Below are 12,144 nucleotides of genomic sequence, written 5' to 3'. Positions count from 1 at the left end.
CGATGCTCGAACCATGCACACAGGCCGCAGAGTCACCCTCGACGACTTCCCCAGAGCAGAGTCCGACATCAACTTCGCTCGCTTGGTCGACAAGGTCGGCATCGGGAACTTCTCGAAAGATCCGCGGCCGCTGGAACCCGCCGACGCAGTCATCGTGCGCCAGTGCTACGACTTCATGTACGCCCTGGGTGTGTTCGACCTGACCAACCCCATCACGCTCAGCCTGCCCCAGACCGACCGGTACCTCTCGCTCACCGCGATCAGCCAAGACCACTACGTCAAGCTGTTGACCACCCAGCCGGGCAGTTACTCGCTCAGCGAGGCCGACATCGGCACCCGCTATGTGTGGATCATGTACCGCATCTTCGTCAACGCCCTCGACGAGGCCGACATCGCCGCGGTCAACGACCTGCAAGACGCGATCACGGTCGAACAGGCCGATAAGGGGAGCTTCGAGATTCCCGACTGGTCACACGACGACCTCGACGCCATCAGGTCCCATCTAGCGGCTTTGCGCGCGTGGGGTAACGGGCCTGTGGGTTCGTTCGGTGACGAGGGCGAACTCGACCCCGTGAGGCGATTGCTCGGCGTGGCCAACGGCTGGGCCGGTATTCCCGACCACCACGTGCGCTATGTCGGCATCTTCAACCCGGCCGAGTACCCGACGCACTGCGCGCTGACGGTCGGCGACGTACCGGTGCGCGATTTCTGGTCGATAACCGTCTATGACGCCGATGGGTATGTGCAGCCCAACGATGCCAAGGTCTATTCGATCAACAATCAGACGGCGCTTCGCAACCCGGACGGCACGATCACCGTGAACTTCGGTGGGCCCGAGGGGCTTGCCAACCGGCTCGCCACCATGCCTGGCTGGAACGCGGCGGTGCGTCTGTATGGGCCCTCGGACGAGATTCGCAATGGCACCTGGAAATTCCCTATGCCAGAGCCGGTGGTCGACTGAGACCCGCGATCGTCAGCGCTTGGCGACGATCTCGGCGCCGCGCTGCTCTGGCTCGTCGTCGGTCATCTCGGCCGGGAAGCCGTGCCCCAGTACCGACAACCCGGTGGCGTCCTCCAGACGGCGAATGATGTTGGGCGACCACTCGCGCATGCCATAGCGGGTCGCGCCGTCCTCGAAGATGCGGATCATCTCGGGGTTCAGCTCCAGCGGCACACCGTGGCGATCGGCGATGGCCTGGAACAAGCCGATGTCTTTCAGCACCAGATCCATGGTGAAGCTGATGTCGCGCGAACCGTTCAGGATCACCTGGCTCTCGGTCTCGTGGACGAACGAATTGCCTGACGAGATACGTATGGCCTCGTAGGTGGTGTTCATGTCCATGCCCGCGGCTTTGGCGGTTACCAGCGCCTCGGTGATGCTCAATAGGTTCGCGGTGGCCAGATAGTTGGTCACCACCTTCAGCACCGACGCCGACCCCAGCGGGCCGGTGTGAAGGACCTGGCGCCCCAGGATGGTCAGAATCGGCAGGATCCGTTCGAAGACCGGACGATCGCAGCCGGCCAGGATCGCTATGTTGCCGGTGGCGGCTCGGTGGCATCCACCCGATACCGGGCAGTCGACCGGGTGGCCGCCGCTTTGTTGCACCAGAGCGCCCAACCGCTTGACCTCGGCCTCGTCGGTTGTCGACATCTCCATCCAAACCGAGCCCGGCTGCATGGCCGACAACAACCCGTCCGGCGCCTCCATGACAAGCGCCGAGGCGGCGGGCGAAGGCAGGCAGGTGATGACGAATTGGCAAGCGGCGGCCAAGGCGGCGGGCGATTCGGCTGCGGCGGCTCCGCCATCGACGAACGGTTGCATCGCGGCCGGGTCGAGATCCAGAACCACCAGGTCGGCGCCGTTGCGCAGCAACGAGCCGGCCAGCTTTGCGCCCACATTGCCGAGGCCGATGAAACCGACCCGTCCGTCGATTGGGCTGGTTTGGCTGGTGGTTGTCATGTCAACCTCTCGGAGCCGACGGCCACGACGGCAGGGTCCCAGGCGACTCGGCCGAACACCTCGCGTACGTCGTCCTCGAACGCCTCGAGCGGAAGGGTGTCAAAGGCGGGGTCGAACGAGTTCTGGTCCCAGCGGGCGCAGAACTCGGCGCACAGGGGTGCCCACGGGTGGTCGGCGAACCTGTCGCGGCCGTTGCGGTCGCCGCCGAGGTGATGTGCGTAGTAGTAGCTCTGGAACACGCCGTGGTGCAGGATCACCCAGTGGACCTCCTGGGCCACGTAGGGCTGCAGCACCGTGGCGGCCAGCTCGCTGTGGTTGAACGGCGCCAGTTCGTCTCCGATGTCGTGCACCAGTGCCGCCGCCACCCAGTCGACCGAGGCGCCGTCGAGCCTGGCCCTGGTGGCCGATTGCAGCGAATGCTGCAGCCGGCTGATCTGATAGCCGCCCATCGAGCCATCCAGGGCTCTCAGCGCCTCGAGGATGCGATCGGGCAGCGCGGAGGCATATGCCCGCTCGTAGCGGTCGAGCAGGGCGTAATCGTCGGTGGTTCCATCGGCCATGGCTGTGAACGACACGACCCCTGTGGGAATGTCGCCGGTGAACGCATGTCGTTCGATGATGGGCTCGGTCATTGCGCGAGCTTTGCACGTCGACGCAGAGCGAGGCGGTACATCGTGTCGGGACCGTTGTGCTCTATGTAGCAACCCTGCAGATGGCGGCGGCCCTTGGCAGCGTCGAACTCATTGCGTCCATGCATCGCCCTGTGGTTGTCCATGAACAGCAGGTCGCCTGGCTCGAGGCGAAACGTCGTCTGGTGTTGTGGGTGGTTGGCCCACTGTGTCAGCCAACGTCGGCCGGCGTACCAGCCGGCGATGTCGGCGCCGGGCCTGGGCAGCGCCACGTCGAGCTTGGTGTTGAACCTGATGGAGCGGTAGCGCCCGGCGTCGTCGTATTCGAGGATGCGGCCGCGGTTGACGACGGTGTCGGTGCCCATGTCATAGCGGAACTCGACGTCGGTCTGCGTCAGAGCGCGGTGCCATGCGGGGTGTTCGGCTTCGAGCGCCAGCGCTGCGGCCAACCCGTCGGTCAGGGTCGATTCGCCGCCGGGTGCCTCGTTGGCGATGCAGTGCAGTAGCTGGATGCCCGGAGGCTCGCGGCGGTATGGCTCATCGGTGTGGGCCAGCAACTCGATGGAGGTGTAGGCCAGATCGGTGGGGTTGGCTTCGGTCCGCACGTCGAACACCCAGCCGAAGTTCTGGCCCGAGATATAGCCGATGCGGTTGGCGACCCTGGCCGCCGTTCCCTCATCGGTGGTGACGTTGCGGAACACCACGTAACCGTGCCGATAGAACGCTTCGAGGAACGCGATCACCGCGTCGACATCTGCCTCGTCGTCGCCCCAGCCGATGCCGGCCCAATCGAAATAGGGGATGGGGTCAAGCGGCTCGCTCCAGGGTTCGGCGGCCGGCGGGTCTTCGGCATCGGCAACCCAGCCCAGGTCGCGGGTGATGGTGGCGATCGACAGGTTGGCGCTGTGGCCGTCGGAGAACTCGACCGTCATCACGTCGCCCGCCAGTGCGCATCCGATCACCCGAGTTGTCGGGTCGATATCGGCGGGCGTGAACAGCCGTTGCCGGTTTGTGCTGTCTATCTGGCCCGGTTCGGTCGTGCGGTCGCGCAGCCACAGCGGGTGGAGCTGGGCCGACATGTCACCCCAACTCAGGCGAATGCCACCATCGGCGGCTGTGGCAGTGACAGAGGTCCGATGCAGCGATAGGTCTTCCGAGGTCTGCAGCTCGTCGGTTGCGGTCATGGGTGACAACTGTGCTGGAACGTCGCGCCTGTCGATACCCGCCAGTTTTGTGGGGCGACCATAAGCTGTAGTTATGGCCAAGGCGAAGGTGGTGCATCGTGCGACAGCTGGTTGAACGTATCGACCGACTTCAGCGCCTTGCCGTGTTCGAGGCGGCCGGTCGTCTGGGCAGCTTCTCGGCTGCGGCCGCCGAGTTGGGTATGACCCAGCCGGCGGTGACCACACAGATACGCGCGCTCGAGGCGCGCCTGGGCGTCGAACTGTTCACCCGCACATCCAACCGCAGCAGCCTCACCGACATAGGCGCCCGGTTCCATGCTCATGTCGCTGCGGGCTTCGACACCGTCGAGGCCGGCTTGGCCGAACTGGCAGACCACGCGGGCACGTTCGTGCTGGCCGCTCACCCCGGCATCGCCCAGCTGTGGCTGGTTCCGAGGCTCGACGGCCTAACCGGGGCGCTGGGTGCGCTCGAGCTGAGGCTGTGGCTGTTCGGGCGCCAGAGCGAACTTGCGGCGGGCGGATTCGACGCGTCGGTTCAGGTGGGCGACGGTCGGTTCGCCGGCCAGAGCAGCCGGCTGTTGTTCGGCGAGTCGGTGGTGCCGGTTGCGTCGCCTGCGTTTGCCGCCGAGTGGGGTCTCGATGCCAACAGCACTGCCGAGCAGGTCTATTCGGCTCCGTTTGTTCACATGGACGACGGCGATCATCCGTGGATGACCTGGGCCGACTGGCTCGCTCACTTCGGGCTGACGCTGCGCCGCGAACCGGGCCGGGTGCTGTTCCAGAACTATCCGATGGTGCTGCAACAGGCGCTGGCCGGTAGGGGTGTGGCGCTGGGTTGGCGTCATCTGATCGACGATCTGGTGGCTGGCGATGCTCTCACCGTCGTTGGTCCAGAGGTCCAGTCGACGCGGGGCTATTACGTCACCTGGCCCCTGGGCGAGCCCTCGGCCGCGGTGGCTGCGCTGATCGGCTGGCTCGAGCAGCAGGTCGGGTGAGCCGATTCGGTCAGCCAGATTCACGCAACGCTGCACTGGCCTCGCCGGCCGCGGCCGTGGACCGGCTTCTGGCCACTGTGCGCCCCGACGCGTTGGCACCTACTGTTTGCACAGCCGAAACAGGGGGAACCAGATGAGAGCAGCAGTACTTCACCAGATTCCTGGCGATCTACAAATCGACGACATCAGGGTCGACAAGCCCGCGGCGAACGAGGTGCTCATCCAGACCACCCACGCGGGCCTGTGTCACAGCGACCTGCACTTCATGGACGGTCTGTGGCAGACCGGCCTGCCGTGTGTGATGGGTCACGAGTCGGCGGGCGTCGTGCAGGCCGTCGGCAGCGACGTCACCTACGTGAAACCCGGCGATCACGTCATCAGCTGCCTGTCGGTCTTCTGCGGTCACTGCAACCACTGCCTCACCGGTCACCCGAACCGGTGCTCGAACAACGCCGCAACCGCTCGACCGGCCGATGGCGGCTCGCGCCTGCAGACCCCAGACGGCCAGGCCGTGGCCCAGTTCGCCCGGCTGGGTGGCTTCGCCGAGGAGATGCTGGTCCACCAGAACGCAATCGTGAAGATCCGCGACGACATGCCCCTCGACCGGGCCGCCCTGATCGGATGTGGTGTCACGACCGGCGTTGGCGCCGTGTTCAAGACCGCCAAGATCGAACCGGGCTCTGTCTGCGCGGTGATCGGTGCGGGCGGCATCGGCCTGTCGGCGATCCAGGGCTGTCGCATCGCCGGCGCCGGGCGCACCATCGCTATCGACATCTCCGATGCCAAGCTCGAGGTCGCCCGCCAGATGGGCGCAACCGACACCATCAACGCCACCGAGGTCGACCCGGTAGAAGCGGTGAGGGAGATGACCGGAGGCGGCGTCGACTATTCCTTCGAGGCCATCGGGCGCAAGGAGACCTACGAGCAGGCCTGGAAGATGACCGGCATCGGGGGCACCGCGGTGGGCATAGGGATGATGCCCTTCGGCGAAAAGATCGAGATCACCGGCTACGAGATCTTCATGATGGAGAAGACGTTGAAGGGCTCGATGATGGGCTCCAACGCGTTCAGGGTCGACATGCCCAAGTACGTCGACATGTACCTCGACGGCAGGCTGATGCTCGACGAGATGATCTCGGGCGTCATCTCGCTCGACGACATCAACGAGGGCTACGAGTGGCTTCGCAAGGGTGAGGCCACACGCACGGTCATCGACTTCAGCCGCTGAGAGGCTCGAGCCGCCACCGGCTCGGCCCGCGCACCCGCTGTTGACTTCGGACGTGAACCAAGTCACATTCGATACATGACCGAAGTGCCTGACAGCGGCGAGCCCCGCCTCAGGCTCCAGATTCCCGAACCGGCGCGAGGCGACCATCCGGCCGACCGGGTGCAATACATCAGCAAGGCGGGCGAGATGCGCAAGCCCGCGCTCGACGAGAAGGTCGAGCGTGTTGCCCTGATGCGCAAGCAACTGGTGCGCGTGATCGCAGCCGACGGCGAGGCGGTTGGCGAGTGGGCGCCTGACCTGACCGTCGAGGCCAAAGTCCGCGGCCTTCGTGACATGGTCTTGTTGCGAACCTTCGACGCCCGCATGCTCAGGTCGCACCGCCAAGGGAAGATCTCGTTCTACATGCGCTCGCTTGGCGAAGAGGCCATAGCGTGCGCCCAGCAGCGGGCGCTGCGTCCGGGCGACATGCACTTTCCGACCTACCGCCAGGCGGGCTTGCTGATTGCGGCGGGCTACCCGCTGGTGACGATGATGAACCAGATCCTGTCCAACACCGAGGATCCGCTGAAGGGCAGGCAGCTGCCGATCCTGTACTCGGCCAAGGAATATGGCTTCTTCTCGATCTCGGGCAACCTCGCCACCCAATACATTCAGGCCGTGGGCTGGGCGATGGCGTCGGCCATGCGTGGCGGAACCGAGATCGCTTCGGCGTGGATCGGCGAGGGTGCCACCGCCGAGTCCGACTTCCATGCCGGGTTGGTGTACGCCTCGACCTACCGGGCGCCGGTGATCTTGAACATCGTCAACAACCAGTGGGCCATCTCGACGCCCGAGGATTTCGCCCGCGGATCGTCCGCCACGTTCGCCGACCGAGGTTATGGCTTCAGCATCCCGGCCATCCGGGTCGACGGCAACGACTATCTGGCCGTGTACGCCGCTTCTCAGTGGGCGGCCCAGCGGGCCAGGACAAACCTGGGGCCCACGCTCATCGAGTGGATCACCCTGCGGCGAGGCGCACACTCGACCTCAGACGACCCAACCGTGTATGTGCCCGCCGACGAGGGCGACAAGTTTCCGCTGGGCGACCCAGTCGATCGGCTCAAGCGCCACTTGATCTGGCTTGGCGAATGGGACGAATCCCGTCACGCCGATCTCGAGGCCGAGGTTGCTGGCGAGGTCGAGGCCGCGTTCGTCGAGGCCGATTCGCACGGCTCGGTCAAAGACGGGCACATCAGCGACCCCCGCACCATGTTCGACGACGTCTATCACGAGCTGCCGCGTCATCTGATCGAGCAGCGCGATCAGATCGGGGGCTGACATGTCGTCGGTTGGAGCTTCTCGTTCGATGACCATGATCGAGGCCATCCGCGATGCCCACGTGGTGGCCATGGAGCGCGATGACCGGGTGGTCGTGTTCGGTGAGGACGTCGGGTACTTCGGTGGCGTGTTTCGCTGCACCCAGGGTTTGCAGCAGCGGTTTGGCAGCCACCGGTGTTTCGATGCCCCCATCAACGAGTCGGGCATTGTCGGCGCGGCCATCGGTATGGCCGCCTATGGCTTGCGCCCCTGTGTCGAGATCCAGTTCGCCGACTACATGTACCCGGCCTACGACCAGATCGTGTCCGAGGCCGCCCGGCTGAGGCACCGGTCGGCGGGCGACTTCTCGGCCCCGCTGGTGGTTCGTATGCCCACAGGCGGCGGCATCTTCGGAGGCCAGACCCATTCGCAGAGCCCCGAGGCGTTGTTCACCCATGTCGCTGGTCTGACCACCGTGGTGGTGTCGAACCCCTACGACGCCAAGGGACTGCTGCTTGCGGCCATCGAAGACGAAGACCCGGTGATGTTCCTCGAGCCCAAGCGGCTCTACAACGGTCCCTTCGACGGTCACCACGACCGGCCGATCGTGGCGTGGTCCAAGCATCCACTTGGCGAGGTACCCGAGGGTTACTACACCGTCGAGTTGGGAAAGGCGCGGGTGCATCGCCGGGGCGACGCGCTGACCGTGCTGACCTATGGCACACATGTTCACGTGGCCGAAGCTGCTGCGGCCGAATACGAGATCGATGCGGAGATAATCGATCTGCGCACCTTGGTGCCGCTGGATCTCGACACCATCGTCGAGTCGGTTTCCAAGACCGGTCGATGTGTGATAGTTCACGAGGCCACGCGCACCTCGGGTTTCGGCGCCGAACTCAGTGCCACGGTGCAGGAGCGATGCTTCTATCACCTGGAGGCGCCCATAGAGAGGGTCTGCGGATGGGACACGCCCTATCCACACGCCCACGAATGGTTCTATTTCCCTGGCCCCAAGCGTGTTGGCGAGGCCATGCTTCGCGCCCTTCGCTCATAAAGGTGGTGTGCCGGTGAGCGTGTTCCAGATGAGGCTGCCCGACGTGGGCGAGGGAGTTGCCGAGGCCGAGCTGATCGAGTGGCTGGTGGCCGTCGGCGACGAGGTGACGACCGAATCGGCACTGGCAGAGGTGCTCACCGACAAGGCCAATGTCGAGGTCAGTTCACCTGTGGCCGGCAGGGTGGCGGCCCTTCATGGGCAGCCTGGCGACATCCTGGCCGTCGGCGGACCACTGATCGACATCGAGACCGAGGGTGGTGGTTCTGGTTCCGACTCTGCAGATTTGCCGCGTTCGGTGGTCGAGCCTGAATCTCGAGTTGAGGTTGAGACAGCCGCAGCCTCGCCTGCCGCGGTCGCTACACCGCTCGACGAGGGCATCGACACGGCCCGTACGGCACGAGTTCTTGCAGCACCCGCAGTGCGAGCGCGCCAAGGACCTGGGCATCGAGCTTGGTGAGGTGAATGGCACCGGGCCGGCTGGCCGGGTCACCCACGACGATCTCGATATGCGCCGGGGGCTCTGCTGTCCACAGTGTTGGCGGCTCCGAGGTGGTTGCCGTGCGCGGCGTCAGGCGCCAGATAGCCAAGCGGATGGCCCAGACGTGGTCGGACGTTCCACACATCACCTATGTCGAATCGGTTGACGTTTCCGAACTCGAGCGCACCAGGGCCGAGCTGAATCGTTCGATCGACGACGCATCGTCGCGGATGACGCTGCTGCCTTTCATCGCCAGGGCCATCGTGGTGGCCTTGCGCGACCAGCCCCAGCTGAATGCTCACTATGACCACGAGGCCGAGACACTGACCGTTTTCGGGTCGGTCGACATCGGCATAGCCACCCAGACCGACGATGGGCTTCGGGTGGCGGTTGCCAGGCATTGCGAAACGCTGGGGCTGCGAGCACTGGCCGACGAGATCGCCGCGGTCGCGGGTGCGGCCCGCGACGGCTCGGCGACCCGCGATCAGCTGACGGGTTCCACCATCACCATCACATCGCTGGGTGCGATGGGTGGGGTTGTTACAACACCGATCATCAATGCGCCCGAGGTGGCCATCATCGGCGTCAACAAGATCGAGGTGCGGCCCGTATGGGTCGACGACGCGTTTGTGCCGCGAAAGATGATGAACCTCTCGTCGAGCTTCGATCACCGCATGGTCGATGGCTGGGACGCCGCTGTGTTCATACAGCGGATCAAGTCGCTTCTGGAGACTCCGGCGTTGTTGTTCGTCGACTGAGGCGCTTGTTCTGTCTGGTGTGTGGCCCATGACCAGCCGGGTGTTCTTGGCGTGTAAGCGGTCGTGGTGGTGTGGGCACAACAGGGCGAGGTTGTCGAGGTCGGTCGTTCCGCCGTGTTCGCGATGCTGCAGATGGTGGGCCTCACATCCCCGCCTGCTTCTGCGTTGACGGGCCAGGCGTTCTTCGGGGTTTTCGCGGGTTTGTTCGCGTTCTGCTTCACGAACCGCCGCTTTGGTTTCGTCCGCCGACTGACCTTTCGCTTCTGCCAAGAGTCGGGACCTGACTTCTTCGGGCAGATCAGATTGCGTCAGGTAGTCGGCCTGCTCGGAGTTGATGTCCCCACCCTCCAATGCCTCGGCGACATCGGGATTGGCTGTCAGCCGCCGTGACCTGGCCTCGCCCTCGCGTTGGGCCTTACGCGACGGCGCAGGCGGCCCAGGAACCGGCTTGGTTCCACCCTCCGACTGCTTGCCCTTGCGGTTGGCAGCACGTTGACGGGCCTTGGTCAGGGCGTTCAGCAAACGGGCTTCGTGGCCGTCCAAACGGGCGCGCACACGGCGAATGCCGCCGAGCTCAGCTTCGAGCCCGGCGACATCCATCACCTCTAGTTGATCGGCGCCGCTGAGCACCACCAGCACCTCTGTCACGCCTCAAACCCTAAACAGGGGGTGGGACAGTGAATCCAACCTGGCCGCAACAAAGGGCCCACCCACCAAGTTGCCGCAAAGATGCGGGCAGAGGTGCGTGCCATCACCCGAGCGGCATCACACGTCCGAGCGAGCGAACCGGGCCACGCCCGCACCCACCAGCACAGCGAGCCACAAGGCTACGGTGACCGCCGCGGCCCCGAGCCCCAGCTGGGCCGACCCGGGCAACGGGTCTGCAACAGCCGAACCCAACCCCTCGATCTCGGTGGACACGACGGCCATCGCCGACCCGAGGGTGTACTTGCCGAACCTGGGTATCGCCGACAGCAGCGGATCGAGGATCAGCAACGTGCCGGTCGTGGCGACCATCGCGAACGCATCAGACCTGGTCAGCGCCGACAGCGCGAACGACATTGCCGCAGCGACCAGGGCCATCACGCCGGCAGCCAGCAGGTCTTGCCATATGAACTCGACGCCGACGTCGTTCATCTGGCCGACCAGCCACGCTGCCGACCAGCCGACCAGCGCAACTGTTGTCAGTGCGCTGCAAAGCACCGCGAAGCCGACGGCCGCCTTCGACCACAGGTTTCGCATGCGGCGAGGTTCGGCGGTGAGCATCCGCTTGACCGTGTCTTGCCGGTACTCGGTGCCGAGCACCCAGCCTCCGAACACCACCGCTAACAGAACGGCAAAGACCGAATAGGTCAGTTGGAATGCCTGCACATAGACATCGGTTGCCGACGGTGTGTAGAACACGAGCACCAACGAAGGTGCCAGGGACGCGGCCAGCATCGCGCCGAACACCGCGTAGGGCGTGCGCTGGGTCTTGATCTTGTAGAACTCGGCGGCGATCACTTTTGTGCTCCTTGTGTCATGGCGAGGAAGGCTTCCTCTAGCGAAACGGTGTTGTGGACTATCTGGTCTGCGTAGACGCCGACCTCAGCGAGCAAGCGGTTGAGGTCGCGGCCGCGCCATCCGTCTGCCAGCGTCACGCTCAGCTGGTCGACCGACTCGGTGGTCGCGGCCACGCCGTGTGCCGACAGCGCGGCGATGGCGGACGAGAGCTCATTGGGGGCCAGCCGAATCTGGAACGAAGCCGACGTCTGCGACCCGATGATCTCGTCGGTCGTGCCGCAGGCGATGAGGCGGCCACGATCCAAGACCACCAGGCTGTCGGCTGCCTTCTGCACCTCGTTCAGCTGGTGGGACGACACCAGCACGGTGGTACCCATTTCGGGCAGGCGCCTCAGCAGGCGTCTGATCTCGACGATTCCGGCGGGATCCAGGCCATTGGCCGGCTCGTCCAGGATGATCAGTTCTGGCTTGCCCACCATCGCCACGGCTATTCCCAGCCGCTGCTTCATTCCCAACGAGTACGAGCGGGCGCGATCGTCGGCTCGATCGGCAAGGTCGACCAGCTCGAGCAGCTCGTCGACCAGCGACGGCGTCGCCTCGACACCAAGCGCCTTGGCCTGAAGCTGCAGGTTCTGGCGGGCCGACAGGTTGCGGTACAGCGCCGGCGACTCGATGAGGCTGCCGACCCTGCGCAGCGCGTGGCCGAAGGCCGGCTCGTCGCTCGACACGCCGAGCAGCTCGGCCCGTCCGGAGGTGGGCTTGACCAGGCCGACGATCATCTTCATCGCAGTGGTCTTTCCCGCGCCGTTCGGGCCGAGAAGTCCGATGACCTGGCCGGTCGGCACTTCGAAAGACAGCGAATCGACCGCCACGTGATCGTCGTATCTCTTCGTGAGCGATTCGACCCTGACGACCGGCAGGGTCGCTGCGTTGGGTTTGGTGTGTGACTTCATGCCCAAACCCTGTTCGACCGAGGCGGCGGCCGCATCGGCACTGAGGCTGATCTGAGCCCGGCCGATAGGCCGGTTGGCAACTCGTACTTTCGGCCGATACGAACAG

Annotated in this window: 13 protein-coding genes; 8 read left to right on the top strand and 5 right to left on the bottom strand. The window is 65.0% G+C overall.

Features of this window, described 5'->3' with window-relative positions:
* Positions 1–13: 13 nt before the first annotated feature.
* Positions 14–961 (top strand): DUF1214 domain-containing protein, encoded by a 948-nt coding sequence (locus R2770_20720; GenBank protein ID MEZ5282888.1) that lies wholly within the window; start codon positions 14–16, stop codon positions 959–961.
* A gap of 12 nt (positions 962–973) precedes the next feature.
* Here R2770_20720 and R2770_20715 read toward each other — a convergent pair whose 3' ends face one another.
* Genes R2770_20715 through R2770_20705 form a run of 3 tightly spaced genes read right to left on the bottom strand, consistent with a single transcriptional unit; the run spans position 974 to position 3,773 of the window.
* Complete coding sequence (locus tag R2770_20715) at positions 974–1,960, bottom strand: NAD(P)-dependent oxidoreductase (GenBank protein ID MEZ5282887.1); 987 nt, start codon at positions 1,958–1,960, stop codon at positions 974–976.
* The gene (locus tag R2770_20710) at positions 1,957–2,592 is read right to left on the bottom strand and encodes a phosphohydrolase (protein ID MEZ5282886.1); all 636 of its coding nucleotides are present in this window, start codon (positions 2,590–2,592) and stop codon (positions 1,957–1,959) included. Before R2770_20710 ends, R2770_20715 begins: the two co-directional genes overlap by 4 nt.
* Entirely contained in the window at positions 2,589–3,773 is a 1,185-nt protein-coding gene (locus R2770_20705) for a TauD/TfdA family dioxygenase (protein MEZ5282885.1), read from the bottom strand. Before R2770_20705 ends, R2770_20710 begins: the two co-directional genes overlap by 4 nt.
* A gap of 98 nt (positions 3,774–3,871) precedes the next feature.
* Here R2770_20705 and R2770_20700 point away from each other — a divergent pair, with 98 nt between their 5' ends.
* From R2770_20700 to R2770_20670, 7 genes are all read left to right on the top strand, one after another.
* A complete protein-coding gene (locus tag R2770_20700; protein MEZ5282884.1) occupies positions 3,872–4,768 on the top strand; it encodes a LysR substrate-binding domain-containing protein in 897 nt (298 codons plus the stop codon).
* Positions 4,769–4,901: 133 nt separating this feature from the next.
* Positions 4,902–5,996 (top strand): Zn-dependent alcohol dehydrogenase, encoded by a 1,095-nt coding sequence (locus R2770_20695; protein MEZ5282883.1) that lies wholly within the window; start codon positions 4,902–4,904, stop codon positions 5,994–5,996.
* Between the two features lie 75 nt (positions 5,997–6,071).
* Positions 6,072–7,313 (top strand): thiamine pyrophosphate-dependent dehydrogenase E1 component subunit alpha, encoded by a 1,242-nt coding sequence (locus tag R2770_20690; GenBank protein ID MEZ5282882.1) that lies wholly within the window; start codon positions 6,072–6,074, stop codon positions 7,311–7,313.
* Between the two features lie 28 nt (positions 7,314–7,341).
* Entirely contained in the window at positions 7,342–8,346 is a 1,005-nt protein-coding gene (locus R2770_20685) for an alpha-ketoacid dehydrogenase subunit beta (GenBank protein MEZ5282881.1), read from the top strand.
* A 13-nt stretch (positions 8,347–8,359) separates the two neighbouring features.
* Complete coding sequence (locus tag R2770_20680) at positions 8,360–8,803, top strand: biotin/lipoyl-containing protein (GenBank protein MEZ5282880.1); 444 nt, start codon at positions 8,360–8,362, stop codon at positions 8,801–8,803.
* Positions 8,804–8,808: 5 nt separating this feature from the next.
* A complete protein-coding gene (locus R2770_20675; GenBank protein ID MEZ5282879.1) occupies positions 8,809–9,582 on the top strand; it encodes a dihydrolipoamide acetyltransferase family protein in 774 nt (257 codons plus the stop codon).
* Between the two features lie 63 nt (positions 9,583–9,645).
* Positions 9,646–9,972 carry a hypothetical protein gene (locus tag R2770_20670; GenBank protein ID MEZ5282878.1) on the top strand — a complete coding sequence of 109 codons (327 nt, stop codon included), beginning with the start codon at positions 9,646–9,648 and terminating at the stop codon, positions 9,970–9,972.
* A gap of 375 nt (positions 9,973–10,347) precedes the next feature.
* Here the strand turns inward: R2770_20670 and R2770_20665 are convergent, their stop codons facing one another.
* Together R2770_20665 and R2770_20660 are read right to left on the bottom strand one after the other, a co-directional pair.
* A complete protein-coding gene (locus R2770_20665) occupies positions 10,348–11,085 on the bottom strand; it encodes an ABC transporter permease (GenBank protein MEZ5282877.1) in 738 nt (245 codons plus the stop codon).
* Positions 11,082–12,038 carry an ATP-binding cassette domain-containing protein gene (locus R2770_20660; protein ID MEZ5282876.1) on the bottom strand — a complete coding sequence of 319 codons (957 nt, stop codon included), beginning with the start codon at positions 12,036–12,038 and terminating at the stop codon, positions 11,082–11,084. Before R2770_20660 ends, R2770_20665 begins: the two co-directional genes overlap by 4 nt.
* Positions 12,039–12,144: the final 106 nt, after the last annotated feature.

It is taken from the genome of Acidimicrobiales bacterium, assembly GCA_041394185.1.
Taxonomy (GTDB): domain Bacteria; phylum Actinomycetota; class Acidimicrobiia; order Acidimicrobiales; family Poriferisodalaceae; genus JAAETH01.
Note: the sequence above shows the minus strand (reverse complement) of the source record. Positions and strands in the feature narration are given on the sequence as shown.

Coding starts and splice junctions, on each gene's coding strand:
- R2770_20675 (MEZ5282879.1), top strand. CDS start 8,809: ATGGCACCGGGCCGGCTGGCCGGGTCACCCACGACGATCTCGATATGC.
- R2770_20715 (MEZ5282887.1), bottom strand. CDS start 1,960: ATGACAACCACCAGCCAAACCAGCCCAATCGACGGACGGGTCGGTTTC.
- R2770_20720 (MEZ5282888.1), top strand. CDS start 14: ATGCACACAGGCCGCAGAGTCACCCTCGACGACTTCCCCAGAGCAGAG.
- R2770_20710 (MEZ5282886.1), bottom strand. CDS start 2,592: ATGACCGAGCCCATCATCGAACGACATGCGTTCACCGGCGACATTCCC.
- R2770_20690 (MEZ5282882.1), top strand. CDS start 6,072: ATGACCGAAGTGCCTGACAGCGGCGAGCCCCGCCTCAGGCTCCAGATT.
- R2770_20660 (MEZ5282876.1), bottom strand. CDS start 12,038: ATGAAGTCACACACCAAACCCAACGCAGCGACCCTGCCGGTCGTCAGG.
- R2770_20685 (MEZ5282881.1), top strand. CDS start 7,342: ATGACCATGATCGAGGCCATCCGCGATGCCCACGTGGTGGCCATGGAG.
- R2770_20695 (MEZ5282883.1), top strand. CDS start 4,902: ATGAGAGCAGCAGTACTTCACCAGATTCCTGGCGATCTACAAATCGAC.
- R2770_20705 (MEZ5282885.1), bottom strand. CDS start 3,773: ATGACCGCAACCGACGAGCTGCAGACCTCGGAAGACCTATCGCTGCAT.